Consider the following 26,395-nt stretch of genomic DNA (forward strand, 5'->3'; position numbering starts at 1 on the left):
GCGGCTAAGCCCCAGCGAGAGAAGAAGCAGGCTGTCGAGCCGCGTGCGCATGGCGGCGTCTCTAGCGAAACGGGCGCTTCGGGGCAAGCATCTTGCGCGCGGCGCGGCCTTACGCCGCCTCTTCGGCAAGAACCTTGCTGACAGACGGTCGCACCCGGATCCGCTCACGATGCGCATAAACCTTGGGAAATTGCCGGGGATCGACGCCGTCGCCCTCCAGCCAGTCGGCGATGGTGAAGAGGTAGCCGTCACAGATGGAGAAGGCCTCGCCCAGCACGAACGGGCCCTTGAGGAACTCGTCCTCGATCAGCTGGAAACAGGCCGTCATCGTCTGCGGGACCTTGCGGCGCATGTCCTCGAACGAACTCTCCTCGTCCGCCCAGCGGTAGCCGCGGTGGCGGTGGGCGTGGGCCACATGGACCGTGGAGGCCAGATAGCTGTTGAACGCCTGAGCCTGCGCGAAGGACCACGGATCGGCCGGAGCCAGCGCGGCGTCGGGAAACACCTGCGCGACCCAGGCCAGGATCGCAACGGTCTCGGTCAGGACGCCCTGGTCGGTCACCAGGGCCGGCACGCGCCCCTTGGGGTTGATCGCCAGGTACTCGGGCGTGAGGTTGGCCTTCTCGCGCACGTTCGTGCGGACGGCCTCGTACGTGGCCCCGGCCTCTTCCAGCGCGATGTGCGAGGCCAGCGAGCACGAGCCCAGCGAATAGAACAGGCGGATCATCCCTCACCCTTTCCGCGCCGCTGCAACCAGCGCCGCGCGAACCAGCCGATAGCCAGCCATATGGCCGCGACGAGGGCCAGTTCCAGCCAGTGGCCGGAGATCTCGCCCTTCATGAGCTGCACGATCGAGGCGCCGGCATAGGCGGTCAGCACGATCTTGGGCACGATGCCGATCCCGGTCCCGGCGATGAAATGCAGGGCGCGCATCGGCGTGACCCCGGCCGCCATGTTGACCACGATGAACGGCGCCGACGGCACGAGCCGCACGATCAGGCTGGCCAGGAAGCCGTTCTCGCCCACCAGCCGCATGAACCGCTGCACCGCGGGCCCGGAAAAGCGATCCAGGGTCTTCGCCCCCGCCGAGCGCCCGAGGTAGAAGCCCACCAGCGCCGAAACCATGGTGCCGATCCAGCTGTAGAGCGCGCCCGTCTGCGGCCCGAAGGCCACCACCGCCGCGGCGATCAGCACGATCTGCGGCGTGCCGACGAACGCCAGGGCCGCGAACGCCGCCACCGCCACCGGCAGCGACCACGGCCCCCTCGCCGCCCCCAGCCAGCCCTCCAGCGTTCGTTCCCCGTCGAACCCCAGGAGTTGGGCGCCGAAGAAGAACACCACCCCGACGCCGCCGAACAGCACGAACGAGACCAGCAGCGTCCGCCAGGCCTGGGCGTCGAGGTTGGACAGGAAGGCGAAGAAGCGGCGCATTCCGCGCGAGGGGTCGCGTGTTCGTGTGTCACGGTCAAGGCGCGCTCGCCTTGCGTTTTTGCAAGTTGCGTTTTTACGCAACATGGTTAAGGTCACGCTCCCGCCGAGCGACCTGGAGACCGCGCTTGCTCGAATACGCGTTCGATACGATCACCGCCGCGCAGGCGCTCGCGATCAAGGCCGGCGACACCTTGACCTTCAACGGCGGTCCCGGCCGGACGGTGAGCGTGGTCTACCAGTCGTACGACCCGCTGGCGCTGACGCCCGAGGTCCCGCGGATCTTCGTGACCTACGAGGGGCGCACGGTGGCGTTCTCGACCGACCTGGTCCAGCTCTCCAAGACCGGCGGGCTGGTGATGGCGGACGGCTCCAGGCTCTACATCGGCGACGCGGCCGAGGACCGCGCGACAGGCTCGGCAGGCGACGACGGCCTCTACGGCGGCCCGGGCGCCGACAGCCTCGAGGGCGGCGCGGGCCGCGACGTGCTGCAGGGCAATGCCGGGAACGACACCCTGGCGGGCGGCGAAGGCGGGGACAGCGTCTACGGCGGCCAGGGCGACGACACGATCCACACCGGCCGCGGCGTCGCAGGCGAGGCCGGCGACTGGGCCAACGGCAACCTCGGCAACGACGACATCGTCGGCGGCGCGGGCGACGACACCCTGCTGGGCGGCCAGGGGAACGACTTCATCGGCGGCAGCGACGGGAACGACTACCTGTCGGGCGACCTCGGCGACGACGAACTGTTCGGCGGCATGGGCTGGGACACCCTGGTGGGCGGCGCCGGGAACGACACGTTGAGCGGCGGGTTCGACCCCAACATCCTGGTCGGCGGCGACGGCGAGGACCAACTCGTCAGCCAGGGCGCGATCGCCGCGACCATGGATGGCGGTGCGGGCGCGGACACCATCGTGGCCGGCAGCTCGGCCAAGGACCTGATGTTCGGCGGAGAGGGCAAGGACCGCTTCGAGATCGTCGCCAAGGCCGACCCTCGCGAGATCGTCGACGGCGAGATCCGCGACTGGGAAGCCGGCGACCAGCTCCACTTCGCGGCGGTCAGCATCCTGACCGACAGCTCGATCCTGCCACGCAGCTATTCCGAGTTCGTGGCCAGCGACTACGCCACGGCCCTGTCGATCGCCAACGAGCACATCTCGGCGGCCGGCGCGGTCTATGTGGCGGCCCAGGTGGGGAACGACGTCTATGTCTTCGCCGACACCGGCGACCCGGCCGACGGGGCCGACGTCTCGATCCTGCTGACGGGCCGCAGCCTCGCCGACATCGGCCTGACAAACTTCGTCTGAGGCGGGGTCCTGCTCGGACAGACTGGCTCTGGAGAGAGAGGCTCTCGGCGGGTTTGAATGCGGCGCAGCATGGGTTAAACCCGCGCCGTTCCGAAAACCTCAGCCGGGAGCCTACTCCACATGTCCCTGGAATCCGCCGCGCTTGTTCGCGTGAAGCCGTCCGCCACCCTGGCGGCCGACGCCAAAGCCCGCGAGCTGAAGGCCCAGGGGAAAAACGTGATCGGCCTGGCCGCTGGCGAGCCCGACTTCGACACGCCCGACAACATCAAGGAAGCGGCCATCAAGGCCATCCGAGAGGGCAAGACGAAGTACACCAACGTCGACGGCATCCCCGAGCTGAAGGAAGCCATCGTCGCCAAGTTCCAGCGCGAGAACGGCCTCAGCTACAAGACCACGCAGGTGAACGTGTCGCCGGGCGGCAAGCCGGTGATCTGGAACGCCATGATCGCCACCCTGAACCCCGGCGATGAAGTCGTCGTGCCGACCCCCTACTGGGTCAGCTACTGGGACATCGTGCTGTTGGCGGGGGGCGTGCCCGTGGCCGCGCCGACCAGCGCCGAGACCGGTTTCAAGCTGCAGCCGGCCGACCTGGAAAAGGCGATCACGCCGAAGACCAAGTGGATCCTGCTGAATTCGCCCTCGAACCCTTCCGGCGCTGCCTACACCCGCGCCGAGCTCAAGGCCCTGGCCGAGGTGCTGCTGCGCCATCCCCATGTCTGGATCCTGACCGACGACATGTACGAGCACCTCGTGTTCGGCGACTTCGAGTTCTCGACCATCGCCCAGGTGGAGCCGGCGCTCTACGACCGCACCCTGACCATGAACGGCGTCAGTAAGGCCTACGCCATGACCGGCTGGCGGATCGGCTACGCCGCCGGCCCCGAGCCCCTGATCAAGGCCATGGCCAAGGTCATGAGCCAGACCACGTCCAACCCCGCCTCCATCTCGCAATGGGCGGCGGTCGAGGCGTTGAACGGCACTCAGGCATTCATCAAGCCGAACGCCAAGCTGTTCGAGGAACGGCGCGACCTGGTCGTGTCGATGCTGAACCAAGCCAACGGGATCCAGTGCCCGACGCCGGAAGGCGCGTTCTACGTCTACCCGTCGTGCGCCGGGCTCCTGGGCAAGACCGCGCCGTCGGGCAAGGTCATCCAGTCCGACGCGGATTTCGCGGTCGAGCTCCTGGAGACCGAAGGCGTGGCGGTGGTGCACGGCGCGGCGTTCGGCCTCTCCCCGCATTTCCGCATCAGCTACGCCACGGCGAACAGCGTGCTGGAAGACGCCTGCGCGCGCATCCAGCGCTTCTGCGCCAACTTGAAGTAGGAAATCTCCGTCCCCCTAATGGGGAGGGTGGCGAGCGCAGCGAGACGGGTGGGGAAGCCACGACCGGACCCTGAGCCTGCTCGACTATCCCCCACCCTGCTCGCTCCGCGATCTGTCCCTCCCCATTAAGGGAGGGACTTAGGGCTTCATCCCAGCATTCCACTCGGGCCGGAAGTCGCTGTTCAGCAGCCACCGCACCGGCGCCACCATCGACTGGATCACCTGGGTCATGAACGGCAGGTCGATGTGGGCCAGGTCGTCCGTCGCGTCGTGATAGGTCGGCGGCGTGGGCCAGGCGCTGACGGTCTGGGCGACCACGCCTTTCAGGGCGAGCTGGTAGTTGTCGGAGCGCTGGAAGAAGTTCTGCTCCGGGTAGAGGTCGGGCCCGATGTCCGCGCCTTGCGCCTGCAGCGTCGGCCCGAGGTTCGAACGCTCCCAGCCGGTCAGCATCAAGGTCTTGGGGCGCTGCGGGTCCGGCAAGCCGATCATCTCGAACTCCAGGTTCGCGGCGATGTCGCTCAGCGGCAGAGGCGGGTGGGCCAGGAAGTATGCGGCCCCGTGGCCCCCAGCCTCCTCGCAACCGAACAGCGCGAATTGGGCCGTGCGCTTCGAAGGCCTCTGTTTGGCCAGCACGCGGGCCAGCTCGAGCACGGCGGCCGTACCCGAGGCGTCGTCGTTGGCGCCCCGATAGATCTTTCCGTCGCGCACGCCGACATGGTCGTAGTGAGCGGTCAGCAGGATGGCGTGAGCCCCGGCGTCGGCGGCTTTGCCGGGGATTACGCCCAGGACATTGTAGGTGGTCCTGGTCACGGGCTCGCCGCGCGGCGCGGCGACCGTGGCCGTTTGGCCTGCCGCCCCGCGCAAGGCCGCGTAGGCCTCCGGCCTGGCGAACACCACCGTGCGGGACGGTGTCGCCGTCTCGGCGCCGACGAGCGCCGCGCCAGGGGGCGGGCGGTCGGCCAATTCACCCCAGGCGGCGGCGATGGAGTCGGGCGCCAGCGCGACCACGGCGCGGGCGCCGGCCTTGAACAGCGGTCCGGCGACACGCGGATCGAAGGCGGCGTCAAGCACCACCACCTTCCCGGCCGCCGCGGGCGGGTCGGCGGTCACGCCCATCACCACGATCTCGCCTGACACCTCGGGCGCGGGCGTCATGATGACGATCCCTTCGCCCTGGGCGAGCCGCATCGCCCCCACCGTCAGCGTCGGGCGCGCGGCGTAGGTGGGCACGCGGAAATCGACCCGCTGCAGCAGGCCGCCGTCGGCCGCCGCGCCCTTCACGCCATAGGATTTCAGCTTGCCGGCCACGAACCGCGCCGCGGCGTTCTCTTCCTCGGTCCCGCAGGCGCGGCCGCGCAGGGCGTCGCCGGTCAGGACCTCCATATTCGCCTTCACGCAATCGGCGCAGACCTTGGGCGCGGCAGACGAGGCGAATGGCGCGGCGGCGAGGCACGCCGCCACCGCGAGCGAGACAACAGACTTCAACGGAAACCCCCGGCTGTGAGCGCCGAGGGTTCCGATGGGGCGATCAGCCTGTCAAGGCAGACGCGCCGACCGCTAGTGCTTCTCGCGCCAGCCGGCCTTGGCTGCGTCCTTGGTCAGGTTCAAACGGACCTTGTCGTCGTCGACCATTTCCACCCAGGTGAGCGGGATCATATGGTGCTTGAGGCCCGAACCGAGGTCCAGCTTGGCCAGTTCGATCTCGTCGCCCATCACATGGTCGACCTTGCCGACATGGCCGCCATCGGACCCGACGACTTCCATATGCTCGCGAATTTGAGAGGCCTGGATCATACTCGTCTCCTCGTCATCAGTGGGACGGGTAACGAGTGTCGCGCGCCGGGGTTTCTATGGCCGAGCTGATCAACCTGAACAAAGCCCGCAAGGCCAAGGCCCGCGCCGACGGCAGGGCGCAAGCGACGGAGAACCGCGCGAAGTTCGGTCAGACCAAGGGGCAGAAGGCCATCGCCCGGCTGGACGCCGAGCGAGCCCGCCGCGAGCTGGACGGCAAGAAGCGCGAGGACTAGGCGGCCTTGGGCACGGCGCCGTCGCGAACCTCGGCGGGGATCGAATCGTAGATGGTGGGCGGCGTGATGCCGAGGCGCTTGCGGGCGGCCTCCAGCGGCTCGCGCATCACGCGCTCGTAGTCCTCGCCCAGCAGCCAGCTGGCGGCCTTGCCGCGCTTGTAGCCCTGCCAGATCGCCTTCACGTAGGGCTGGCTCTTGTCCTTGCGCGAGCGGCTGGCGGCCCCAAGCGCGATCAGCGCCCAGCCGAGGCCCTTGGTCTGAGCGTACGAGAAGGCCACGAGGCAGGCCTCGCCCAGCGCGTCGCGGTGGTAGCCCGACAGGATGTGCCAGATGTCGTGGACGTCGCGCGTGCGGCGGCCGAACCAGGCGTAAGGGTGCGGCTCGTCGATGTCGTTGCGGCCCTCTCGGCTGACGTCCGCCAGGCCTTCAGCCGAAAGGTTCTCGGAGCGGATGAAGCTGCGGTAGGCTGCGCCGACGCTGCCCTCTGGCAGGCCGTCGAGCCAGGCGTCGTCCATGAGCCTGTCGGCGAATTCCTTGCGCTCGTAAGCCATCCGGCCGCCGTCGACGGTGGTCAGCAGCTTCTGGTAGCCCTTGGCCGTGGAAGAGCCATTCAGCGCCCGCATGATTTCGAAAACTTGGCGGGTGTCTTCCTTGTCGGCCAGCAGGCGCTGCAGCGACTTCAGCGCATGACCCCATTCGAGCTTGGTGGAAATCATCCGCGTCTCGGGGCGGAAATCGGCGGTGTCGGCGGTCATGGCCATAGGGAGGGGAAATCCTGTCGAAGCCTACAGCTTCAAAAATGACGCCCCCGTCATCTTTTGACAAGAGGCTGGTTGAACATGGCGTCAACTTTATAAAGATACCGCTATGGCCAGCCTGAAAAAGCGCTCCTTCCTTCTATCGGGGCACGCGACATCCATCGCGCTCGAACCGGAATTCTGGGCCGTGCTTGACGAGATGGCGAACGTGCGCGGCTCCAGCCTGGCAGGGCTGATCGTCAGCATCGACCGGGGCCGCGAGGGTCGGCCCCTTGCCTCGGCCTGCCGCATCGCGGCCCTCAGCTACGCTAGCGGGGCTCCAGGGTCGCCCTGAGCCAGGGCGGCATGTCGACCAGTCGCGCCTCGCCTTTCAAGCCCTCCTTGAACGCGCCCAGGTTCCGATAACTGGCCAGCACCAGAATCCGCTTGCCGGGGTTAGCGGCGATGGCCTCCCGCGCGCGGGCCACCATGTAGGCGTCCCACTCGGCCTGGCTGGCGTCGAACTGCGGCCCGCCCAGATAGGCCTGGGCCAGGCCTTGGGCGCGAACGAGGTCGATCGTCACCGTGTCGTGGGCGTCGGCCGGATGGCGCCAGTGGTCCTGCAACGCCGTGGAAAGCGAGCGCCCCAGGCTGGCCATATAGGCGTCGGCCTGTGGCTTCTCCTTCTCGAACGCCCCGAACATGGCGCCAGCGGCGCCGGTCATGTTCTTGAAGGCCTCGCCGCCCGGCTCCATCGGCAGGGCGATCACGGGATGGGCGGCAAGCCAGGGCCAGACGACGGCGGGATATTCGGGCCGCCCCTGGGTCTCCTTCCGCTCTGCCAGTTCGTCGGGGCGGACCTCCAGAACCAGGACGTCGGGCTTCACCACGTAGATGATCCGGCGCAGGTCATCGAAGGTGAACGAGGGCTCAGTGGCGTGCAGACGCTGGATCGCGCCGACGACATAGACGCCGTCTGCCGGCGCCGTGGCGGCGTGAAGCTCGCCGGTCAAGCCGGCGGCGAAGGCGAGTGCGAGGAAGGAAAGGCGGAGCTGTTTCATGTCCGCCGGGATGGCCCGCGAGAGGCGGCTCCGGAAGGCCCCTATCCGCGACCGGGACCGCCGGCGTGACGAGCGGGTCAGCGCCGGTTCAGCAGGGCCGAGAGGGCGTCGCGATAGCGGCGACTGAGCCGCAGCCCCTGCCCCGAGCGCAGCAGCACCTCGGCGTCGCCGCGCCCCAGGCTGCGCACCTCGGCGATGCGATCGAGGCTGACGATGGCGCCCCGATGGATACGGGCGAACCGGTCGCGGGGCAGGCGCTGCGCCAGCGAGGCCAGGGATTCGTCCAGCAGCACAGGACCGCCTGCCGTATGCGCCTCTGCATAGTTCCCCGCGGCCTGGATCCACTCCACATCAGCCAGCGGCACGATCCGTACCGCGCCGCGGCTGCGGGCGCGCAGGACGTCGGGGGCCGAAGACTGGACCGATCGCGCGCGGCGCACGGCGAGAAAGCCCAGCGCGACGATGGCGGCATAGAAGACCACATTGGTCCCGAGGTTGCGGACGAACATCCGCTCCCCCATCGCCCAGCGCGTCGGGATGCGGCCGCTGTCGTTGTAGAGGGGCCAGAACACCAGGACGAACAGGCCCACATGCAGGGCCGACACCAACAGAACGCCGGAGCCGTAGGCGCCGGCCCGCCAGGGCAGGCTCCACGGCGAGCCTTCGATTCTCCGCACGGCGGCGAGGATCGGCCCGGTCAGCACCGCCCAGATCGAGAAGATCGCGAACGAATAGCCCAGCGACGGCCACCACGGCTGCTTCCGGTCGCTGGTGAGATACCCTTGCGTCGCCAGCAGGACGGCCACGATGGACCACCCCAGCACGATCGCAGCCGCGAGGCGCGCGGCGCGGTCGCCGACGATCGGCGGGGGAACGGCGGGCGAGGTCATGGGCGCCTTCTAGCGCGCGCCGGCCCGCTTGGTCATTTCGGAACCGGCACGGGCGCGTCAGGCAGGCGCGGCGCATCCGGCAGCTTGGGCGGCGCCAGCGCGGGCACGGCGTCGGCCGCCTTCACCGCCGCCTCGGCCACCTTGCCCACGTCGTCACGGCCCCGCCAGGCGTACCAGAGCAGCAGGACGGCCAGCATCGCCACGGCGCCCGCGGCGAAGGCGATCCAGGGATTGGGACGGCGCTCGGCCATCTGCGCGAAACGGATCGTCGCCCGCGCCGTTCCACCCCCTTAAGCCGGCAAGCCTTTGTGCTACATATGTTCCGATGTCCTCTTTCGAATCTTCCGACCTGCCCGCCACCCGCATCAGCGACCTCGCCCGCGTCGACGCCAGGCCGGCCGACTATCTCGACGGCCTGAACCCCGAACAGCGCGCCGCCGTGGAGGCGGTTGACGGCCCGGTGCTGGTCCTGGCGGGCGCGGGCACGGGCAAGACCAAGGTGCTGACCACGCGCCTGGCGCACATCCTGGCCAGCGGCCGGGCCAAGCCGTGGGAGTTGCTGGCCGTCACCTTCACGAACAAGGCGGCGCGCGAGATGCGCGAGCGGATCGCCCACATCATCGGCCCGTCGGCCGAAGGTCTGCGCTGGCTGGGGACGTTCCACTCGGTGGCGGCACAGATCCTGCGCCGCCACGCAGAGCTGGTGGGCCTGAAATCGAACTACACCATCCTCGACACCGACGATCAGGAGCGGCTGATCAAGCAGGTCCTGGAGGCCGAGAACATCGACACCAAGCGCTGGACGCCCAAGGCGCTGGCCGGCCTGATCGATCACTGGAAGAACCGCGGCTGGCGGCCCGACCAGCTTCCGCCGGCCGAGGCCCAGGCCTTCGCCAACGGAAAGGGCCAGGCGCTGTACCGGCTCTACCAGGAGCGGATGCGCATCCTGAACGCCTGCGACTTCGGCGACCTGCTGCTGCACAACCTGACGATCTTCGTCAGCCAGCCGGACGTCCTGGCCGAATACCACAACCGTTTCAAATACCTGCTGGTCGACGAGTACCAGGACACCAACGTGGCCCAGTACCTGTGGCTGCGGCTGCTGGCGCAGAAGAGCCAGAACCTCTGCTGCGTGGGCGACGACGACCAGTCGATCTACGGGTGGCGCGGCGCCGAGGTGGACAACATCCTGCGCTTCGAGCGGGACTTCCCGGGCGCCAAGGTCGTGCGGCTGGAGCGCAACTACCGCTCCACCAGCCACATCCTGGCCGCGGCCTCTGGCCTGATCGCCACCAACAAGGGCCGGCTGGGCAAGACCCTGTGGACCGAGAGCGAGGGCGGCGAGAAGGTCGTGGTCCGCGGCATCTGGGACGGCGAGGCCGAGAGCCGCCTGATCGCCGACGAGATCGAGCGCGCCAAGCGGGGCACGACCGACAAGCCGGCGCGCAAGTACCGCGACATCGCCATCCTGGTCCGCGCCTCGTTCCAGATGCGGGCCTTCGAAGAGCGGTTCGTGATGCTGCAGATCCCCTATGTGGTGATCGGCGGCCCGCGGTTCTTCGAGCGGGCCGAGATCCGCGACGCCATCGCCTACCTGCGGCTGATCCAGTCCGAGGACGACGACCTGGCCTTCGAGCGCATCGTCAACACGCCCAAGCGCGGCATCGGCGACACTACGGTCCAGAAGCTGCTGCAGATCGCGCGGCTGAACGGCGTCCCCGCAAGCACGGCCGCGCGCCAACTTGTGCTGACCGATGAACTGGCGGCCAAGACCCGCACCTCGCTCGCCAACTTCCTGCGCGACCTCGACCGCTGGCGCGGCCAGGCCGAGCACATCCATCACGCCCGCCTGATGGAGGCGGTGCTGGAGGAGAGCGGCTACACCGACATGCTGAAGCTGGACCGTTCTCCGCAGGCGCAGGGGCGACTGGAGAACCTCAAGGAACTGGTCCAGTCGATGGGCGGCTACGAGAACCTCCAGGCCTATCTGGAGCACGTCTCGCTGGTCATGGACCTGGAACGCGGCCCCCAGGCCGACAGCGTGCAGATCATGACCCTGCACCAGGCCAAGGGGCTGGAGTTCCCGCTGGTCTTCCTGCCGGGCTGGGAGGAAGGCGTCTTCCCGTCTCAGCGCAGCATGGACGAGAAGGGCGAGAAGGGCCTCGAGGAGGAGCGCAGGCTGGCCTACGTCGGCATCACCCGCGCCCGCGAGGAGGCGCGCATCTCCTTCGCCGCCAACCGCCAGGTCTACGGCCGCTGGACCAGCCAGCTTCCCAGCCGCTTCGTCGACGAGTTGCCCCCGGCCAATGTCGAGGCCAGTTCCGAGACCGGCTACTACGGCGGCGGTCCCGGCATGCAGCAGCACGGCAGCCGCTGGGACGAGGATCCGAAGTTCGGCAACGGCTACGACAGCCCCGGCTGGCGCCGCGCCCAGGCCAACCAGTACCGCGGCAGCCACCCAGGCCGGCAACAGGTCATCGAAGGCGACGGCCGTCTGGTCGCCGTCTCGGAAAGCTCCGCCGCCAGCGCCTACAAGCGCGGCGACCGCGTCTTCCACCTGAAGTTCGGCTACGGCTCGGTCCGCGGCGTCGAAGGCAACAAGCTGACCGTCAACTTCGACAAGGCCGGCGAGAAAAAGGTCATCGACAGCTTCGTGGAGAAGGGGTGAGGGCGTTGCGCGACGCTTGCCTTTGACGTCTCATCCCGTCGAGGGAGCGTCGCATGGGCATCGCCGCCGCCAGGGTCTATTCGGACGGCCACCGGCTGCGCTCGCTGTGGCTGGACGATCCGCACGACCGGCCGGTGCAGGCGCACCAGTTCGCCTGGATCGGGCTGGTCGATCCCACCGCCGCCGAACTCGAGGCGCTCAAGACCCGCTTCAACCTGCACCCGCTGGCGATCGAGGACGCGCTCTGCGAGCACCCGATCCCCAAGGTCAGCGTCTACGGCGACCAGATTTTCGTGGCGGCGCGAACGGCGCGGCTGGACGGCGAGGCCATCGTCTACGGCGAGACCTGCGCCTTCGTCTGCCAGAACTACATCATCACCGTGCGCAAGGGTTCGGATAAGTCCTACACGGCGCTCCGTCGCGACCTCGAGGACGCCCCTACCCTGCTGCGGCACGGCATCGCCTACGTGCTCTATGCCCTGCTGGACTTCATCGTCGACAGCTACCAGCCCATCGTCGAGGACATCGAGGAGGAAGTGCTGGCCGTGGAGCGCCGCGCGCTGGACGCCTTCCTCAGCCGCGACGACGTCACCCACCTCTTCAACCTGCGCCAGGAACTGATGCGGTTCCGGCGGATGCTGGGACCGATGGAGGAGGTCTGCGCGCGGCTGGAGCACGTGCACCTGCCGTTCGTGGACGCTCACGTCCGCCCCTATTTCCGCGACGTTGGGGACCATGTGCGGCGGGTGGCCAGCTCGGCCGACGGGCTGCGCGACGTGCTGTCGTCGGTGTTCGAGGTGTCGAACCTGTTCGAGCAGCAGCGGCAGAGCGAGATCACGCGCCGGCTCGCCGCCTGGGCCGGCATCCTGGCCGTGCCGACAGCCATCGCCGGGTTCTACGGCATGAACTTCGAGTTCATGCCCGAGCTGCACTGGAAGTACGGATACTTCGTGGTGATGGGCGTCATCGCGGCCACCTGCACGGCGCTGTTCTTCGCCTTCCGCCGCGCGCGCTGGCTCTGACATTCGGCAACCTTTCGGCGCGTCGGACGTATCTGCCGACATGCGGACCCTGATCCTCAACCGAGACCTCAAGACGCTGTTTGGCGGCGTCGCCGTCGCAGCAGCCAGCGGCCTTCTGATGGGCGCTGCGCTGTATCCGAACCTCGACGAAGACAAGATCGAGGGGCCGCAGATCGTGATGACTGGCGGCGGGCCGCGCAGCGCGCCGCAGCCGGGCGAGGTGAGCCTTGCCAGCTACTCCGGCCACGTCCCCGACTATGTGGTCGGGACCGACTCGCTGCGGCCGCCGCAATATGTGGCGCTGGCCTACGAAGAGCGCGCCGAACCCGAGCAGGCGGAAACCGGCGACACGGGAGACGTCATGGCCTACGAGGCGCCGATCGAGGCGCAGCCGGCGAACTGGCGCGAAGAACCGCGCGAGGAGCCCCGGTACCCGTCGCAGGCCGGCAACATCGCCTACGAGGCCAACCTGCCGGCGCCGCCGGAGCCGCCCGCCCCCGGCGAGGAGCCGCTGGAGGGCTGATCCCCCTCGCCTTTCGGGCCATCTGTCGCTAGAGCCTCCGCCCCATGAGCGAAGAGGCCGTCCAGATCATCGCCCGCGGCCCCCGCGCGGAAGCGGAAGCCGCCGCCGAGGCGCTAGAAGCCCACCCCCTGACCGAGGCGGTCACGTTCTCCATCCTCGAGGAGGACGAGGACAAGGATGTCTGGCGCATCGACGCCTTCCCGAACGAAGCGGAAGAACAGGCGGCGATCGTCGAGGTGCTGAAGGGCTTCGGCAAGCTGCGCACCGTCGTCGAGAAGCTGGCAGACGCCGACTGGCTGGCCATGGCGCTGTCGGGGCTGCCGCCCGTACGCGCCGGCCGCTTCTTCGTCTACGGCGCCCACGACAAGGGCTTGGCCCCGGCCAGCACCGTCAACCTGCGCATCGAGGCAGGGGCGGCCTTCGGCACGGGTCACCACGGCACCACGGTGGGATGCCTGCAGGCGTTCCACGACCTGCTGAAGGCGCAGGGCTTCGAACGCGTTCTCGACGTGGGCTGCGGCACCGGCGTGCTGGCGATCGCCGCCGCCCGCACGGGCTCTCGGATCGCCGTCGGCACCGACATCGACGCGCCCTCGGTCCGCATCGCCAACGAGAATGCCGCCCTCAACCGCTGCAGCGCCCGCTTCGTCCACGCTTCCGGCCTGAACGATCAGAAGGTGCGCGCCGAAGGGCCCTATGACCTGGTGTTCGCCAACATCCTGGCTCCGCCGCTGGTGGCCCTTTCGCAGGACATCAAGCTGGCGCTGAAGCCGGGTGGCATCGCGATCCTGTCGGGCCTGCTCCGCACCCAGGAGCGGCGCGTCCTGGCCGCCTACATGTCCAAGGGCTTCCGCCTGGTCCGCCGGATCCACCGGGACGCCTGGGCCACACTCGTCCTGCGGCGGAGCTAGCCGGGCGGAACCTCAACGGCGCCGCTTACGTTCTTCGGCCATCGTCCAAGCGGGGCCTTGAACGGAAGCACGCGAACATGTCCGAACAACAGTACGAACGCACCACCGTGACCCGCGAACCGGAACGCGTGGTGATCCGCGAACGCAGCAGCAGCGCCGGCTGGTGGGCCGCCGCGGTCGTGGCCATCATCGCCCTCGTGGCGGTGTTCTTCTTCGTCAGCAACTCCGGCACGACGACGGACGACCTGCAGGCCGCTCGCGAACAAGGCGCGGCCGAAGCGTCCCTGGCCGCCGCAAACCAGAGTGCTCAGCAGGCCGCGACAACCGCCGCCCAGTCGGCTCAGCAGGCGGCCGCGAACGCCGCCTCTGCGACCGAGAGCGCCGCCAGCGCCGCCGCCGCGCGCACCGATCAGGTGATCGACGACGCGTCCAAGGCGGCCGAGGACGCCGTCACGATCGAACCGGAGCGCTAACCCACGGCCTTCTTCGCGCCGAGCGCCGCCAGCCAGTGGCGTTCCCGCGCCTTGATGAGATCGGCGAGGCCGAGGGGCGTGAGTTCCTCGGCCTCGATGTTTTCCAGCACCTCGAAGCTGACGCCACCCTCGCCGCCATGCGCGTTCCACGCCGCCTGCATGGCCTTGTTCATGTGGCCGCCCATCCGCAGGCTGAACCAATGGCGGGTCTTCTGGTTCGCGACGTTGGTTGCGCCGGCGACCCACGCCTCTCCGCTCGCCGGGCAGCGAACGGCGTAGACCGCAGCCTGGGCCTTCTTCTCCTTGTAGTCGCGGATGGCCTCGCGGCGGCTCTGCTTATCCATGGCGCGCTCCTACAGCACCCAACGCTTGCCGTCAATTTTACCCGGGTTAAATAACGAAACTTCCACCCCCTTGGCCCCGGCCGGACGAACGGCTTACATGCCGCCCATGCGCCAGACTTTCGACGAAAGCACCGATCCTTCCTTCGGCCCCAGGCATGTGCCGCTGATCCGCCAGGCGATGGCCAGCCAGGGTCTGGACGGCTTCCTGGTCCCGCACGAAGACGAGCACCAGAACGAGTACCTCCCCGCCGCCAATGACCGCTTGGCCTGGGCCACCGGCTTCACCGGCTCGGCCGGCGCCGCGGTGATCCTCAAGGATCGCGCGGCCGTGTTCGTGGACGGCCGTTACACCCTGCAGGTCCGCGACCAGGTCGACGCCAAGCTGTTCGAGATCCGCGACCTCGTCGAGGGTGGCGTCCCCGCCTACATCGAGTCCGCCACCGGCCGGGGCCAGAAGATCGGCTACGATCCGCGCCTGCACAGCCCCGACGCGCTGGGGCATCTCAAGGCGGCTGCCGCGAAGGTCGGCGCCGAGTTGGTCGCGGTGAACGACAACCCGCTGGACCAGGCCTGGGGCCAGGCTCGTCCGCCGCAGCCGACCGCGCCTGTCGTGCCGCATCCCGCCGAGTATTCGGGCGAGGACTCCAGCGCCAAGCGTGCGCGGGTCGGCGCCCTCGTGGCGGCCAAGGGGGGCGACGCCGCCGTGCTGACGGCGCCGAGCTCCATCGCCTGGCTGTTCAACGTGCGCGGCGGCGACGTCATCCGCTCGCCCTTGCCCCTAGGCCAGGCCATCCTCAACAAGGACGGCACGGCGCGACTCTTCCTGGATCCCGCGAAGGTCACCGAGGATCTTCCCGCGTGGCTCGGCAACCAGGTCCGCCTGGAGACGCCCGATGACCTGCCCGGCGCCTTGGCCGAGCTGAAGGGTCAGAGCGTCGTGGTCGACCCGGCCCAATCCTCGGCCTGGTATTTCGACACCCTGCAGCAGGCCGGCGCCAGCGTGATCCGCGCCGAGGATCCCTGCGCCCTGCCCCGCGCCCAGAAGAACGCGGTGGAGATCCAGGGCACGCGAAACGCCCACGCTCGCGATGGGGCCGCCCTGACGCGATTCCTTCACTGGATGGCGACCGAGGGTCAGACCAACCCGCCGGATGAGGTGGAGGCGGTCAGCAAGCTGGAAGCCTTCCGTGAGGCCACGGGCCAGTTGAGGGATCTCAGCTTCGACACGATCGCCGGCGCGGCCTCGAACGGGGCCATCGTCCACTACCGGCCGACCGAGCGGCTCAACAAGCGCTCGGAGCAGGGTTCGCTGTTCCTGATCGACTCCGGCGCCCAGTACCTCGATGGCACCACCGACGTGACCCGCACCGTCGCCATCGGCGAGCCGACCCAGGAGATGCGCCAGCGCTTCACCCTGGTGCTGAAGGGCCACCTGGCCCTGGCGGCGATCCGCTTCCCGGCCGGCACGACGGGCTCGGCCCTCGACGTCCTGGCGCGCCACGCCCTGTGGATGCACGGCCTCGACTACGACCACGGCACGGGCCATGGGGTCGGTAGCTACCTGGGGGTTCACGAGGGGCCGCAGCGGATTTCCAAAGCGCCGAACTCCGTGGCGCTGAAACCCGGCATGATCCTCTCCAACGAACCCGGCTACTACAAGGAGGGCGGCTACGGCATCCGGATCGAGAACCTGCAGGTGGTGACGCCGGCGGCGCCGATCCCGGGCGGCGAGCGGCCGATGCTGGGCTTCGAGACCCTGACGCTGGCGCCGATCGACCGCCGGCTGATCGACCGCGACCTGCTGAGCCCAGACGAGCGGGCGCAGCTCGACGCCTACCACGCCCGCGTGCGAGAGGTGGTGGGGCCCTTGGTCGAGCCTGAGGTACGCAGCTGGCTGACCGACGTCACGGCGCCGATCTGATGACCGAGCCGAACGCCCAGCAGGCGACCTATTGGAACGAGAGCGCCGGCCCCACCTGGGCCGAGCTCCAGGCGCCGCTCGATCGCCAGCTCGCGCCCCTGGGCCAGCGGGCCATGTCCGAGCTGGACCTGGGCGCCGGCCGCCGGGTGCTCGATATCGGCTGTGGGGCTGGTGAGACGACGCTGGCGCTGTCGGCCGCGGGCGCGGAGGCGCTGGGCGTGGATATCTCCGAAACCCTGCTCGAGGTCGCACGGCGGCGTTCGGCCGGGGAAGCGCGCGTGGCCTTCCTCGCCGCCGACGCCCAGACGCATCCGTTCGAGCCGGCCAGCTTCGACGCGGCGTTCTCGCGCTTCGGCGTGATGTTCTTCGCCGACCCGCCGGCGGCCTTCGCCAACATCCGCCGGGCGATGAAGCCGGGCGGGCGGCTGTCGTTCGTCTGCTGGCGCACGCCGGGCGAGAATCCGATCATGAGCCTGCCGATGCAGGCAGCCCTCGCCCACGTCCAGGCGCCGTCCCCACCGTCGGAGCCCGGCGCGCCCGGCCCCTTCGCCTTCGCGGATCCCGAGCGGGTGAAAGCGATCTTGGGCGCCGCCGGCTTCCGCGACATCGCCGTCACGCCGCATGAGGCGGCCATCGGTCCCGGCGATCTGGAGACGACGCTGGCGCTCGCCCTGCGCGTCGGCCCCCTGGGCGCCCTGCTGCGCGAGAATCCCGACAAGCGCGAGGCGGTGATCGAGGCTGTGCGCGCGGCCCTCGCGCCGCACGACGGGCCCGACGGCGTGAAGCTGGGCTCCGCCACCTGGATCGTCACGGCCACGGCCTGAGGAAGAAGAGCATGCGCCCCATCGCACCCTTGTGCGCCGCCCTGGCCGTGGCCTCGCCGGCCGCGGCGGCCACGCCGGACGAGACGGCGGCCCTAGCCTCCGTGCAGAGGTTCTTCGACGCCATGGCCGCGAGCGACGGCGCGGCGGTCGCGGCGGTCACCCTGCCCGGCACGGTCCTCACCTCGATCCGCCCCGCCCCGGGCGGCGCCACGAAGATCGGCCGCACCTCGGTCGAGGACTTCATCAAGAATCTCCGGCCCGGCCTGCATGAGGCGATGTGGGCGCCGCAGGTGACCGTGCGCGCCGGCATGATGGCGACCGTGATTGCCCCTTATGAGTTCAAGCTGGAGGGCAAGACCACTCACTGCGGCATAGACGTCTTCGATCTCGCCAAGGTCGAGGGGCAGTGGAAGGTCGCGGCCCTCACCTGGACGGCGGAGCCCGACGCCTGCCCCGAGCTCAAGTCCGGGACGTCGGCGCCGCGAGGCTAGGGGGCGACGGCGTACCCGTCGGTCGGCGAGACCCAGCGCACCTTCTGGTCCAGCCCCGGCATGCGCTTGCCGCCGACCGTGACCTGGGCGTTCATCAGATCACCGGCCGGCAGATAGGTCGTGCAGATCTCGCGGTCCAGCAGCGGCGCGTAGCCGGGCCGCACCACGTTGCGCAGCGCGTCGGCGTTGGGTTCGTCCGCGGGCTGGCCCGCGATCGTGAACTCCGCCCCGGCTAGGTCGCGCTCGGTCACGGTTCCACAGATCGCGTTGCGCTTCACTGCAACCGGGGCGGTCGTGCGCATGACGATGAGTGGTTCGGGACGAAGGAGGACCGTCGCGGTGTTCTGGATCGTCCCAGTGGGATCCTTCGCATAGGCCCCGATTGAACGGCACGTCCTGCGCGCCGCGTCGGGCTGGTAGCATTGGACCTTGCCGGACCACGCCGGGGCGATGGGGTCGAGCGGAGCCGCGGCGGCGGCGGCGAGCCAGAACGCGTACACAAGCATGGAGAACTCTCGAAGCGACGGCCAGCCGCCGTCCGGGCACAGGTAGCAGCCCTTGCCGCTCTGCGCGACGCACGCCCTGTACACCCCAGGTGACCGCCGCCATCTCGATGGCGAGCGCGGCGCGCGCCTGCCGAAGCGGTTGGGCCTAGGCCCGGAGCACCGCGCCCTGACTCCCGCGGGCGATCAACGCGCCGATGGCGTTGAACAGGGCCGTCATCGAGACCGGCTTCAACAGCAGGCCGTCGGCGCCGGCGGCCTTGCAGTCGGCCTCGATGCTGGAGCCGGCGTCGGCGGTGATGACGATGATCGGCGCCTTGGCCTTCGCGTCGGCGCGCGCGCGGATGTGGCGGATGGCGGTCAGGCCGTCCATGCCCGGCATCCGCAGGTCCATGAGGATCAGGTCGTAGTCGTGCTCGTCGACCATCCGCAGGCCGGTCTCGCCGTCCTCGGCCTCGGCCATCTCGAACTCGCCCGCCCGCAGCATCTCGCCGACGACGCGACGGTTGACCTCGTTATCCTCGACAAACAACACCCGCATGCGGGTAGGCTCCAGGCGGACGCCGGCGTGGCCGACAGTAAGCATCTAGGGGCTTAGGGCTGAAATGGCCATGGACCAGGCCGCCGACGCGCCGCGACGCTCGGACGCGCCCCGGCGTCGGTGAGCCATCGACGAGACCGACCTAGCGACCCACCATCTCGAGCCACTCGTCCTCGGTCATCACCCGGATGCCGAGTTCGCTGGCGGTCTTCAGCTTCGAACCCGCGCCTGGGCCCGCGACGACGATATCCGTCTTCTTGGAAACCGAGCCCGAGACCTTGGCGCCCAGCCCCTCGGCCTGCGCCTTCGCCTCGTCGCGGGTCATCTTCTCCAGCGCGCCGGTGAAGACGATCGTCTTGCCGGCGACGGCGGTGTCGGTCTTCGGCCGCTCGGCCGGGATGATGGTCAACTCGGACAGCAGGTCGTCGACCAGACCCCGGTTGTGATCCTCGCCGAAAAACTCGGCGATCATCCGCGCAGCAACCACGCCCACGGCGTCCACCGACGCGACCTCCAGGAAGGCGTCGCCGGGCGTCTCGTTCGCGGCCTGGCGCGCCGCCGCTTCGAAGGCCGTCCAGTCGCCGAACCGCGCCTCCAGCGCCGCCCGGGCCTTCGAATTCAGCTTGGGGATGGCCAGCCTCAGATGGCCGTCCAGCGAGAGCTCGGGCGGCGCTAGAATCCCCTGCCCCGCGCGCGCGAACTCCAGCACCGCCGACACCGCCGTGGGGCCAAGCCCATCCAGGTCCGACAACTCGGCATAGAGGGGCCCGGCCATCTGTGCGGCGGCGAGCTTGGAGGTTTCGACGAAGCGTTCGGCGGTCTCGAAGTGGCGCGCGAGAGCCAGCGAAGTGGTCTCCCCGATGTGACGGATGCCCAGGCCATAGATGAAGCGGTCGAGCGCGATGTTGCGCCGCTCCTCGATGCTGGCCAGCAGGTTGCCGACGCTCGTCTCCCCGAACCGCTCGGTCTCCAGCAGTTCGGCGCGCTTCTCGCGCAGGCGGAAGATGTCGGCGGGAGAGCTCAGCCAGCCGCGCTCGGTGAAGAGCGTCAGCTGCTTCTCCCCCAATCCCTCGATGTCGAACGCGCGGCGCGACACGAAATGGCGCAGGTGGGCGATCTTCTGGAAGGGACAGGCGAACTCGCCCGAACAGCGGCGGACCACGGTCTCGGACCCCGACGCGGTCGTCTCGCGCACCAATTCGGTGCGCAGCGGACACGGGCAGTGGGTGGGGAATTCGAAGGGCGTCGAATCCGCGGGCCGCTCTTCAGGCACGACGGCGACGATCTGCGGAATGACGTCCCCCGCCCGCTGCAGGATCACCGTGTCGCCGACCCGCACGTCCTTGCGGGCGATCTCATCGGCGTTGTGCAGCGTCGCGTTGACCACCACCACGCCGCCGACGGTGACCGGCTGGAGCCGCGCCACGGGCGTGATAGCCCCGGTGCGGCCCACCTGGATGTCGATAGCCTCCAGGATCGTGCGCGCCTGCTGCGCGGGAAATTTCCGGGCGATGCCCCACCGCGGGGCGCGGCTCACGAAGCCCAGCCGCTGCTGCCAGTCCAGGCGGTCGACCTTGTAGACCACGCCGTCGATGTCGAAGGCCAGCTTCGGGCGCCTGGCCTCCATGTGAGTGTAGGCGTCCAGCAGGCCGGCGGCGTTCTCGACGCGTCGGCTGTCGGCGGTGATCTGGAAGCCCCACGACTTCAGCTTCTGCAGCGCCTCCCACTGGGTGCCTGCGAACGGACTGGAGTGGAAGCCCCAGGCGTAAGCAAAGAAACGCAATGGCCGCGCGGCCGTGACCCTGGCGTCGATCTGGCGCAATGATCCGGCGGCCGCGTTGCGCGGATTGGCATAGGTCTTCTGCCCCGCCGCAGCCGCGGCCTCGTTCAACGCCGCGAACTCTTCGTGGCCCAGGTAGACCTCGCCGCGAACCTCGATCTCGTCCGGCCAGCCGTCGCCCGCCAGCCTGTGGGGAATCTCGGCGATCGTGCGGACGTTGGCGGTCACATCCTCGCCGACACGGCCGTCGCCGCGCGTCGCCGCGCGCACCATCTCGCCATTTCGATAGAGGATCGAGCAGGAGAGGCCGTCGATCTTCGGCTCGGCCGTATAGCCCACCGTCTCGTCCGCCGAGAGGCGCAGGAAACGCCGTATGCGCGCGTCGAAGTCGATCGCCTCTTCGTCGGCGAAGGCGTTGTCGAGGCTGAGCATCGGCACGCCATGCTCGACCGCCTTGAACTTCTCCGAACGGGCGGCGCCCACCCTCAGCGAGGGCGAGTTCTCGCGCACGAGATGCGGAAAGCGAGCCTCGATGTCCTCGTTGCGTCGTTTCAGCGCATCGTAATCGGCGTCCGAGATCACCGGCTCGTCGTGCTGATGGTAGGCGATGTCGTGCCGGGCGATCTCGTCGGCGAGGCGGGTCAACTCCTCGACGGCTTCGGCTTCGGTCAGGGCTTCGACTGGGGTCGGGGAATCCATGGCGAAAACCTGTACCCCGCGGCGCGTCAGAGGCGGAAGGCCCAGCGCAGCACTAGGCGTCCATCAGCGCGCGAGCGGCGGCCCGCGCGGCGTCGGTGATCTGGGCGCCGGCGAGCATGCGCGCGATCTCCTCCTCGCGGTCGGCGGGAGAGAGCACCTCGACCGCGGTCCGGAGCCGCTCGGCGTCGCCGGCCTTGGCGATGCGCCAGTGGGCCTCGGCGCGGGCCGCCACCTGTGGGCTGTGGGTGACGACCAGCACCTGGGCCGCCTGGGCCAGACGTTTCAGCCGCAGGCCCACCGCGTCGGCCACCGCGCCGCCGACGCCTTGGTCCACCTCATCGAAGATCATCAGCGGCTGCGCGCCTGCCGCTCGGCCCGCCAACGCCGCCTTCAGCGCCAGGGCGAACCTGGCCAGCTCACCACCGGAGGCGATGGCGCCCAGGTCGCCGAACGGCGCGCCGGGGTTCGTGGCGATCTCGAACGCCACGCGGTCCAGGCCCGTCGCGCCCGCCCGCTCCTCGCCCAGCGGCTCGACGGCCACCCGGAACCGGGCCTTCTCCAGCTTCAGCGGCGCGAGCTCAGCCATCACCGCCTCGGCCAGTCGCTCGCCGGCCGCACGGCGCGCGGCGGACAGCGCCTGCGCAGCGTCCATATAGGCGGCGCGCGCGGCGGCCTGGGCCGCCTCGGCGGCTTTAAGCCCTTCGCGCGACGACTCGACTGCCCTCAGGCGTTCGGCGAAGCGCACGCGCAGCGCCGGCAACTCCTCCACGGCCACGTTCAGCTTGCGGGCCAGGCCCCGCAGGTCGAACAGCCGTTCCTCCGTCTTCTCCAGTAGGTCGGGTTCGAAGTCGAAGGCGGCGGCGGCGCTGTCGATGGCCGCCTCGGCCTCGCCGGCCTCCACAAGCACCCGGTCGAGCGCCTCGGACGCGGCGGCCAGGCGCGAGACGGCCGGCCCTTCGGCGGCCGCGCCGGCGGTCACCGCACGCTCGCGCGCGCGTTCCAGCGCCCGAATGGCGCCCGCCACCTTGCCGCCCAGCCCGTCGAAGGTCTCACGGGCCACCGCAATGTCGGCCAAGGCCTTCTCGGCCGCGCCCAGGACGGCCCGCTGTTCGGCCAGTTCGGTCTCCTCGCCGTCGCGAGGGTCGAGCCGGTCCAACTCGGACAGGCGGAACGTCAGCTCCTCTATCTCAGCGGCCGAGCGTTCGACCTCGGCGCGCAGGGCCTCGACCCGATCGCGGGCCTCGCGCCAGGTCTTCCACGCCGCGCCCACACCGCGGCCCTTTGTTTCCAGCGCGCCATAGGCGTCGAGCAACGGGCGATGTGTGCGCGCGTCGAGCAGGCCGACCGTCTCGTGCTGGCCGTGAACCTCCAGCAGCGCCTCGCCCAGCTCCTTGAGCACGCCCACCCCGGTCGCCTGGTCGTTCACGAAGGCGCGGCTGCGGCCGTCGGCGCTCAGCGTGCGCCGCAGGACCAGGTCTTCGTCCTTGGCATAAGCCAGGCCCTTGTCTTCCAGGAGGTCCCAGACCGGGTGGTCGGGAGTCGGCGCGAAGGCGGCCGTCGCGACCGCCTGGGCCGCGCCGCGCCGCACGAGGCCCGCGTCGCCGCGCGCGCCGGTGGCTAGGCCCAGAGCGTCCAGGATGATGGATTTCCCTGCGCCGGTTTCGCCAGTGAGCGCGGTCAGGCCTGGGCCGATGGACAGGTCCAGGGCCTCGATCAGCACCACGTCGCGGATCTGCAATCCGATCAGCATCGCTGCGGAAGATCGTATGGAATCGGGCGGGAAAGAAGGGGCTGGACGGCTTTTGTTCCGCTCTCGGCTACTTCGGCTCCGGCGAGGCCTCGACGGGCGGCAGCTTTTCTTCCTTCTTGCCGAGCGGAAGCAAGAAGATCTTCCGCTGGTCGGACGCCTTGCTCGCCTGCACCGCCGCGTTCGGGTCGGTGGCGGCCGGCGGCTGGATCGTCTTGGACTTGTTTCGCGTGAAGGGCAGCCGGATCAGACCGCGGCCTCCCGCCTTCGGCTCGACGGCCGGCCGCAGACCCTTGGAGGTCAGCAGCTTGTAGGCGTCGCCGTACCAGGGATCGCCCGGATAGTTGAAGCCGAGCACCGCGCCGTTGCGCTTGGCCTCCTCGACGAGGCCCAGCGTTAGGTAGCTCTCGACCAGGCGGTACAGCGCCTCGGGCGTGTGGCTGGTGGTCTGGTAGCGGTCGACCACGGTCTTGAACCGGTTGGCGGCGGCCAGGGTGTCGCCCTGGCGCAGATACCAGCGGCCGATGGTCATTTCCTTGCCGGCGAGCTGGTCGTTGACCATGTCGATCTTCAGCCGGGCGTCGGCGGCGTATTCGGTGCGCGGATAGCGTTGGACCACGTCGCGCAGCGCATCCAGCGCCTGCCCGGTGGCGGCCTGGTCGCGGTTCACGTCGACGATCTGCTCGAAGTAGCAGATGGCCTTGATGTAGTGGGCGTAGGCTGCGGTCTGATTGCCCGGATAGAGCTGTATGAAGCGGTCGGCGTCGCCGACGGCCTCGGCATAGTCGTTGCCCTGATAGTGGGCGTAGGCCTGCATCAGGATCGCGCGGCGCGACCACTCCGAGTACGGATGCTGGCGTTCGACTTCCTGGAAGTAGTTGACCGCCTGGTTCCACTGCCGACGGTCGAGACGGTCGGCGCCGGTGGCGTAGAGCAGCTCGACGGGCCGCTCTTCATAGGCCAGCCGCGGCTTGTTCTTCTTGTTGCCGGCGCAGGCGGACAGGGCGAGAGCGCAGGCGGTGACGACCAGCACCGCACGGGTGGAATTTCGAACCGAAGACACCTTCACCTCAAGTCAGCGCGCGCGCCCCCGCACGGAGAGTCGCTTCTACACTACGACTTGTGGCGAGCAAACGGCGCCGGGACCCCGCTAGAGCGTTTGCCGCAGGCCTTCGGCTTCCTGCGCGTGGGTCACCTGCGGCTTGGCCATGCCGACTTGCTCCATGACCATTTCCGACAGGGTCGGAAGGCTGGCGCGGTCGATCCTATGGCTGTCGCCCCAGAGATCGGCGCGCAGGCAGTGCAGGTAGGCCTCGCGCACCTCGATGCTGAGCAGCGTCTTGGGGACCTTGCCGAACTCCTCGAACCCTTCGGCCAGCGCATCGTCGACCAGAAGCTTCGCCGGGCCGTTCACCCGATAGATGTCATCGACGCCGGGGATCATGAACATCAGGCCCACCTCGCCCGAGCCCTCGGCGATGTTGCGCAGGGTGTCGAGACGGTTGTTCCCGGGCCGGTCGGGCATCAACAGACGCCGTCCGTCGTCGGAGACCCGGATGAAGCCCGGTCCGCCGCCGCGCGGCGAGACGTCGACATTACCGTTCGGCCCGACCGTCGCGATCGCCGCGAAGGGCGAAAGCGCGATGAACCGGCGGCCGTGGGGATCGACGTGATCCAGGCACTTGGCGACCGTGACGGGATGAGGCGCTTTGTAGAGCGCATCCAGCTGGGCGGTGGCGTCGTCAGGCATCGGCAGGCCTCCCTGCCGGCATTAGGCCCTAGTTGCGAATTGCTCGCAACCTAAACGGCCTCGCGCAGGTCCTCGACCAGGGTGCGGATGCGCCAAGCCGACGGCCGAGCCAGCAGGGCGCGGACCACGGCGTTGTTCAGGCCATGACCGGCCAGCACGCCCTCGAACCGGCCCAGCAGCGGACCGCCCAGGACATAGAGGTCGCCGATAGCGTCGAGGGCCTTGTGCCGCACGAATTCGTCCGGCCGGCGCAGGCCTTCCGGGTTCAGGACGCGGTCGCCGTCGAGGACGACGCAGTTCTCCATCGAGCCGCCGCGGGCCAGGCCCATGGCGCGCAGAGCCTCGACCTCGCGCAGGAAGCCGAAGGTGCGGCAGTCGGCAAGTTCCTGGCGGAACGCCTGTTCGTCCATCACGAAGTCGATCGCCTGGCGGCCGATGGCGGCCGAGTCGAACGCGATCTCGAACGCCACTTCGAAGCCGTCGGCGGGCTTGAGCGTGGCGCGCTTGTCGCCCTCGACGACCTCGACCGTTTCCAGGATCTCGATGTAGCCGCGGGCCGCTTCCTGCGGGCGCAGACCGGCGCGATCCAGGATCCGCACGAACGGCAGCGACGAGCCGTCCATGATCGGCATCTCGGGCCCATCGACCTCGACGACCGCGTTGTCGACGCCCAGCATGGCGAAAGCGGCCATGAGGTGCTCGATGGTTGCGACGGTGACACCGGCGTCGTTGCCGATCACGGTGCCCAGCTGGGTTTTGCAGACCGCCTCGCCGCTGACCGGCACGACATTGTCGCGGTCCCGCACGTCGGTCCGCACGAACACGATGCCGCTGTTGGCGGCGGCGGGCCGGACCGAGACGCGCGTATAGGCGCCGGTGTGCACGCCCACGCCGGCGAAGAGCGCCGGAGACCTGACGGTGTGTTGGAACGCGGCCAAGGTGGACCTTCCTGCAACGAAACTCGGTGCGACGACCGAACCTTTGCCCCAACGTGCTGGCTAAGCTGCTTGATGCAGCGCAGCAAAGCACTTCGTGTTTCGCAATGTTTCGCTTCAGGATTGGTTAACGGACGCGGTCAACCCAGCACTGTTTTTGCTCGGTTTTATAGGCGCGAGGGTGAATCTAGACCGCCGGGTAAAGCTGCGTCCCGACGAGGTTCCTGGCGCGGTCCAGGATACGCACCTGCACGGCCCGGCCCAGCTTGGCGAGGCAGGCCGCCAGGCGTTTGGCCTGCGCCTCGGCGCGCGCGCCCGAGCGGAAGACCAGCGGCTCGATCCCCGCGCAAAGCACGGCCCAGCCATCGGCCAGCGGAGAGACGAGGATGATGCGGTTGGCGCTCATGGGAAACCTCCCGGAGTTGCCCCCGGGAGGTTCTAGCAGTCCCCGCCCTTAACCGGCGTGACGTTTTCGTGGAATTTTCCCGGC

At 69.2% G+C, this 26,395-nt stretch carries 29 protein-coding genes; 12 read left to right on the plus strand and 17 right to left on the minus strand.

Annotated features, from left to right (window positions below; genetic code table 11):
• Nucleotides 1-109: 109 nt before the first annotated feature.
• Together ACODSY_RS05690 and ACODSY_RS05695 are read right to left on the minus strand one after the other, a co-directional pair.
• A complete protein-coding gene (locus tag ACODSY_RS05690) occupies nt 110-727 on the minus strand; it encodes a glutathione S-transferase family protein (protein WP_488950692.1) in 618 nt (205 codons plus the stop codon).
• The gene (locus ACODSY_RS05695) at nt 724-1,431 is read right to left on the minus strand and encodes a TVP38/TMEM64 family protein (protein ID WP_488950693.1); all 708 of its coding nucleotides are present in this window, start codon (nt 1,429-1,431) and stop codon (nt 724-726) included. The genes ACODSY_RS05690 and ACODSY_RS05695 overlap by 4 nt, the downstream gene beginning before the upstream one ends.
• Nucleotides 1,432-1,556: 125 nt before the next feature.
• Between ACODSY_RS05695 and ACODSY_RS05700 the strand changes: the two genes are divergently transcribed.
• Nucleotides 1,557-2,735, plus strand: coding sequence for a calcium-binding protein (locus ACODSY_RS05700; RefSeq protein WP_488950694.1), 1,179 nt, complete (start codon nt 1,557-1,559; stop codon nt 2,733-2,735).
• A 120-nt stretch (nt 2,736-2,855) separates the two neighbouring features.
• Nucleotides 2,856-4,058 carry a pyridoxal phosphate-dependent aminotransferase gene (locus ACODSY_RS05705; protein WP_488950695.1) on the plus strand — a complete coding sequence of 401 codons (1,203 nt, stop codon included), beginning with the start codon at nt 2,856-2,858 and terminating at the stop codon, nt 4,056-4,058.
• A 138-nt stretch (nt 4,059-4,196) separates the two neighbouring features.
• On the opposite strand, the gene ACODSY_RS05710 is transcribed toward ACODSY_RS05705, so the two are convergent.
• Together ACODSY_RS05710 and ACODSY_RS05715 are read right to left on the minus strand one after the other, a co-directional pair.
• On the minus strand, nt 4,197-5,543 hold the full coding sequence (locus ACODSY_RS05710) for a M28 family metallopeptidase (protein WP_488950696.1): 1,347 nt from the start codon (nt 5,541-5,543) through the stop codon (nt 4,197-4,199).
• A 72-nt stretch (nt 5,544-5,615) separates the two neighbouring features.
• Nucleotides 5,616-5,852, minus strand: a complete 237-nt coding sequence (locus tag ACODSY_RS05715) for a DUF2171 domain-containing protein (RefSeq protein ID WP_488950697.1) — start codon at nt 5,850-5,852, stop codon at nt 5,616-5,618.
• Nucleotides 5,853-5,908: 56 nt separating this feature from the next.
• On the opposite strand from ACODSY_RS05715, the gene ACODSY_RS05720 reads away from it, so the two are divergent.
• Entirely contained in the window at nt 5,909-6,085 is a 177-nt protein-coding gene (locus tag ACODSY_RS05720; protein WP_488950698.1) for a DUF4169 family protein, read from the plus strand.
• On the opposite strand, the gene ACODSY_RS05725 is transcribed toward ACODSY_RS05720, so the two are convergent.
• Nucleotides 6,082-6,840, minus strand: coding sequence for a Coq4 family protein (locus ACODSY_RS05725; RefSeq protein WP_488950699.1), 759 nt, complete (start codon nt 6,838-6,840; stop codon nt 6,082-6,084). The two genes, ACODSY_RS05720 and ACODSY_RS05725, sit on opposite strands and share 4 nt — an antisense overlap.
• Before the next feature lie 112 nt (nt 6,841-6,952).
• On the opposite strand from ACODSY_RS05725, the gene ACODSY_RS05730 reads away from it, so the two are divergent.
• Nucleotides 6,953-7,177, plus strand: coding sequence for a ribbon-helix-helix domain-containing protein (locus tag ACODSY_RS05730; protein ID WP_488950700.1), 225 nt, complete (start codon nt 6,953-6,955; stop codon nt 7,175-7,177).
• Here the strand turns inward: ACODSY_RS05730 and ACODSY_RS05735 are convergent.
• From ACODSY_RS05735 to ACODSY_RS05745, 3 genes are all read right to left on the minus strand, one after another.
• Nucleotides 7,152-7,883, minus strand: coding sequence for a hypothetical protein (locus tag ACODSY_RS05735; RefSeq protein WP_488950701.1), 732 nt, complete (start codon nt 7,881-7,883; stop codon nt 7,152-7,154). The two genes, ACODSY_RS05730 and ACODSY_RS05735, sit on opposite strands and share 26 nt — an antisense overlap.
• A 77-nt stretch (nt 7,884-7,960) precedes the next feature.
• Nucleotides 7,961-8,773: a LytR/AlgR family response regulator transcription factor gene (locus ACODSY_RS05740; protein WP_488950702.1), complete on the minus strand. Its 813-nt coding sequence runs from the start codon at nt 8,771-8,773 to the stop codon at nt 7,961-7,963.
• Between the two features lie 32 nt (nt 8,774-8,805).
• Complete coding sequence (locus tag ACODSY_RS05745; protein WP_488950703.1) at nt 8,806-9,024, minus strand: hypothetical protein; 219 nt, start codon at nt 9,022-9,024, stop codon at nt 8,806-8,808.
• A gap of 74 nt (nt 9,025-9,098) precedes the next feature.
• Here ACODSY_RS05745 and ACODSY_RS05750 point away from each other — a divergent pair, with 74 nt between their 5' ends.
• From ACODSY_RS05750 to ACODSY_RS05770, 5 genes are all read left to right on the plus strand, one after another.
• Entirely contained in the window at nt 9,099-11,441 is a 2,343-nt protein-coding gene (locus ACODSY_RS05750; RefSeq protein ID WP_488950704.1) for a UvrD-helicase domain-containing protein, read from the plus strand.
• 53 nt (nt 11,442-11,494) lie between these two features.
• Nucleotides 11,495-12,463 carry a magnesium and cobalt transport protein CorA gene (locus ACODSY_RS05755; RefSeq protein WP_488950705.1) on the plus strand — a complete coding sequence of 323 codons (969 nt, stop codon included), beginning with the start codon at nt 11,495-11,497 and terminating at the stop codon, nt 12,461-12,463.
• Nucleotides 12,464-12,503: 40 nt separating this feature from the next.
• Complete coding sequence (locus tag ACODSY_RS05760) at nt 12,504-12,986, plus strand: hypothetical protein (protein ID WP_488950706.1); 483 nt, start codon at nt 12,504-12,506, stop codon at nt 12,984-12,986.
• 44 nt (nt 12,987-13,030) lie between these two features.
• The gene (locus ACODSY_RS05765) at nt 13,031-13,897 is read left to right on the plus strand and encodes a 50S ribosomal protein L11 methyltransferase (RefSeq protein WP_488950707.1); all 867 of its coding nucleotides are present in this window, start codon (nt 13,031-13,033) and stop codon (nt 13,895-13,897) included.
• Nucleotides 13,898-13,974: 77 nt separating this feature from the next.
• On the plus strand, nt 13,975-14,370 hold the full coding sequence (locus ACODSY_RS05770; protein WP_488950708.1) for a hypothetical protein: 396 nt from the start codon (nt 13,975-13,977) through the stop codon (nt 14,368-14,370).
• Here the strand turns inward: ACODSY_RS05770 and ACODSY_RS05775 are convergent.
• Nucleotides 14,367-14,714, minus strand: a complete 348-nt coding sequence (locus tag ACODSY_RS05775; RefSeq protein WP_488950709.1) for a GIY-YIG nuclease family protein — start codon at nt 14,712-14,714, stop codon at nt 14,367-14,369. The genes ACODSY_RS05770 and ACODSY_RS05775 overlap by 4 nt on opposite strands.
• Nucleotides 14,715-14,820: 106 nt before the next feature.
• Between ACODSY_RS05775 and ACODSY_RS05780 the strand changes: the two genes are divergently transcribed.
• Genes ACODSY_RS05780 through ACODSY_RS05790 form a run of 3 tightly spaced genes read left to right on the plus strand, consistent with a single transcriptional unit; the run spans nt 14,821 to nt 17,950 of the window.
• Nucleotides 14,821-16,635 carry an aminopeptidase P family protein gene (locus ACODSY_RS05780; protein WP_488950710.1) on the plus strand — a complete coding sequence of 605 codons (1,815 nt, stop codon included), beginning with the start codon at nt 14,821-14,823 and terminating at the stop codon, nt 16,633-16,635.
• On the plus strand, nt 16,635-17,459 hold the full coding sequence (locus tag ACODSY_RS05785; RefSeq protein ID WP_488950711.1) for a class I SAM-dependent methyltransferase: 825 nt from the start codon (nt 16,635-16,637) through the stop codon (nt 17,457-17,459). The genes ACODSY_RS05780 and ACODSY_RS05785 overlap by 1 nt, the downstream gene beginning before the upstream one ends.
• A gap of 11 nt (nt 17,460-17,470) precedes the next feature.
• The gene (locus tag ACODSY_RS05790) at nt 17,471-17,950 is read left to right on the plus strand and encodes a hypothetical protein (RefSeq protein WP_488950712.1); all 480 of its coding nucleotides are present in this window, start codon (nt 17,471-17,473) and stop codon (nt 17,948-17,950) included.
• Here ACODSY_RS05790 and ACODSY_RS05795 read toward each other — a convergent pair.
• From ACODSY_RS05795 to ACODSY_RS05830, 8 genes are all read right to left on the minus strand, one after another.
• Nucleotides 17,947-18,456 (minus strand): hypothetical protein, encoded by a 510-nt coding sequence (locus tag ACODSY_RS05795; protein ID WP_488950713.1) that lies wholly within the window; start codon nt 18,454-18,456, stop codon nt 17,947-17,949. The genes ACODSY_RS05790 and ACODSY_RS05795 overlap by 4 nt on opposite strands.
• Before the next feature lie 145 nt (nt 18,457-18,601).
• Nucleotides 18,602-19,039, minus strand: a complete 438-nt coding sequence (locus ACODSY_RS05800; RefSeq protein WP_488950714.1) for a response regulator — start codon at nt 19,037-19,039, stop codon at nt 18,602-18,604.
• 97 nt (nt 19,040-19,136) lie between these two features.
• Nucleotides 19,137-21,473: an NAD-dependent DNA ligase LigA gene (gene ligA / locus ACODSY_RS05805; protein ID WP_488950715.1), complete on the minus strand. Its 2,337-nt coding sequence runs from the start codon at nt 21,471-21,473 to the stop codon at nt 19,137-19,139.
• 52 nt (nt 21,474-21,525) lie between these two features.
• Nucleotides 21,526-23,223, minus strand: coding sequence for a DNA repair protein RecN (recN, locus tag ACODSY_RS05810; RefSeq protein WP_488950716.1), 1,698 nt, complete (start codon nt 23,221-23,223; stop codon nt 21,526-21,528).
• 67 nt (nt 23,224-23,290) lie between these two features.
• Nucleotides 23,291-24,283 (minus strand): outer membrane protein assembly factor BamD, encoded by a 993-nt coding sequence (locus ACODSY_RS05815; protein ID WP_488950717.1) that lies wholly within the window; start codon nt 24,281-24,283, stop codon nt 23,291-23,293.
• 87 nt (nt 24,284-24,370) lie between these two features.
• Nucleotides 24,371-24,970 carry an MSMEG_1061 family FMN-dependent PPOX-type flavoprotein gene (locus ACODSY_RS05820; protein ID WP_488950718.1) on the minus strand — a complete coding sequence of 200 codons (600 nt, stop codon included), beginning with the start codon at nt 24,968-24,970 and terminating at the stop codon, nt 24,371-24,373.
• A gap of 50 nt (nt 24,971-25,020) precedes the next feature.
• The gene (lpxC, locus tag ACODSY_RS05825) at nt 25,021-25,908 is read right to left on the minus strand and encodes a UDP-3-O-acyl-N-acetylglucosamine deacetylase (protein WP_488950719.1); all 888 of its coding nucleotides are present in this window, start codon (nt 25,906-25,908) and stop codon (nt 25,021-25,023) included.
• Nucleotides 25,909-26,092: 184 nt separating this feature from the next.
• The gene (locus ACODSY_RS05830; RefSeq protein ID WP_488950720.1) at nt 26,093-26,311 is read right to left on the minus strand and encodes a hypothetical protein; all 219 of its coding nucleotides are present in this window, start codon (nt 26,309-26,311) and stop codon (nt 26,093-26,095) included.
• Nucleotides 26,312-26,395: the final 84 nt, after the last annotated feature.

It is taken from the genome of Phenylobacterium sp. FG114 (assembly GCF_057809855.1).

Coding starts and splice junctions, on each gene's coding strand:
- ACODSY_RS05690 (WP_488950692.1), bottom strand. CDS start 727: ATGATCCGCCTGTTCTATTCGCTGGGCTCGTGCTCGCTGGCCTCGCAC.
- ACODSY_RS05695 (WP_488950693.1), bottom strand. CDS start 1,431: ATGCGCCGCTTCTTCGCCTTCCTGTCCAACCTCGACGCCCAGGCCTGG.
- ACODSY_RS05705 (WP_488950695.1), top strand. CDS start 2,856: ATGTCCCTGGAATCCGCCGCGCTTGTTCGCGTGAAGCCGTCCGCCACC.
- ACODSY_RS05715 (WP_488950697.1), bottom strand. CDS start 5,852: ATGATCCAGGCCTCTCAAATTCGCGAGCATATGGAAGTCGTCGGGTCC.
- ACODSY_RS05720 (WP_488950698.1), top strand. CDS start 5,909: ATGGCCGAGCTGATCAACCTGAACAAAGCCCGCAAGGCCAAGGCCCGC.
- ACODSY_RS05725 (WP_488950699.1), bottom strand. CDS start 6,840: ATGACCGCCGACACCGCCGATTTCCGCCCCGAGACGCGGATGATTTCC.
- ACODSY_RS05730 (WP_488950700.1), top strand. CDS start 6,953: ATGGCCAGCCTGAAAAAGCGCTCCTTCCTTCTATCGGGGCACGCGACA.
- ACODSY_RS05735 (WP_488950701.1), bottom strand. CDS start 7,883: ATGAAACAGCTCCGCCTTTCCTTCCTCGCACTCGCCTTCGCCGCCGGC.
- ACODSY_RS05740 (WP_488950702.1), bottom strand. CDS start 8,773: ATGACCTCGCCCGCCGTTCCCCCGCCGATCGTCGGCGACCGCGCCGCG.
- ACODSY_RS05745 (WP_488950703.1), bottom strand. CDS start 9,024: ATGGCCGAGCGCCGTCCCAATCCCTGGATCGCCTTCGCCGCGGGCGCC.
- ACODSY_RS05750 (WP_488950704.1), top strand. CDS start 9,099: ATGTCCTCTTTCGAATCTTCCGACCTGCCCGCCACCCGCATCAGCGAC.
- ACODSY_RS05755 (WP_488950705.1), top strand. CDS start 11,495: ATGGGCATCGCCGCCGCCAGGGTCTATTCGGACGGCCACCGGCTGCGC.
- ACODSY_RS05760 (WP_488950706.1), top strand. CDS start 12,504: ATGCGGACCCTGATCCTCAACCGAGACCTCAAGACGCTGTTTGGCGGC.
- ACODSY_RS05765 (WP_488950707.1), top strand. CDS start 13,031: ATGAGCGAAGAGGCCGTCCAGATCATCGCCCGCGGCCCCCGCGCGGAA.
- ACODSY_RS05770 (WP_488950708.1), top strand. CDS start 13,975: ATGTCCGAACAACAGTACGAACGCACCACCGTGACCCGCGAACCGGAA.
- ACODSY_RS05775 (WP_488950709.1), bottom strand. CDS start 14,714: ATGGATAAGCAGAGCCGCCGCGAGGCCATCCGCGACTACAAGGAGAAG.
- ACODSY_RS05780 (WP_488950710.1), top strand. CDS start 14,821: ATGCGCCAGACTTTCGACGAAAGCACCGATCCTTCCTTCGGCCCCAGG.
- ACODSY_RS05785 (WP_488950711.1), top strand. CDS start 16,635: ATGACCGAGCCGAACGCCCAGCAGGCGACCTATTGGAACGAGAGCGCC.
- ACODSY_RS05790 (WP_488950712.1), top strand. CDS start 17,471: ATGCGCCCCATCGCACCCTTGTGCGCCGCCCTGGCCGTGGCCTCGCCG.
- ACODSY_RS05795 (WP_488950713.1), bottom strand. CDS start 18,456: ATGCTTGTGTACGCGTTCTGGCTCGCCGCCGCCGCCGCGGCTCCGCTC.
- ACODSY_RS05800 (WP_488950714.1), bottom strand. CDS start 19,039: ATGCTTACTGTCGGCCACGCCGGCGTCCGCCTGGAGCCTACCCGCATG.
- ligA (WP_488950715.1), bottom strand. CDS start 21,473: ATGGATTCCCCGACCCCAGTCGAAGCCCTGACCGAAGCCGAAGCCGTC.
- recN (WP_488950716.1), bottom strand. CDS start 23,223: ATGCTGATCGGATTGCAGATCCGCGACGTGGTGCTGATCGAGGCCCTG.
- ACODSY_RS05820 (WP_488950718.1), bottom strand. CDS start 24,970: ATGCCTGACGACGCCACCGCCCAGCTGGATGCGCTCTACAAAGCGCCT.
- ACODSY_RS05830 (WP_488950720.1), bottom strand. CDS start 26,311: ATGAGCGCCAACCGCATCATCCTCGTCTCTCCGCTGGCCGATGGCTGG.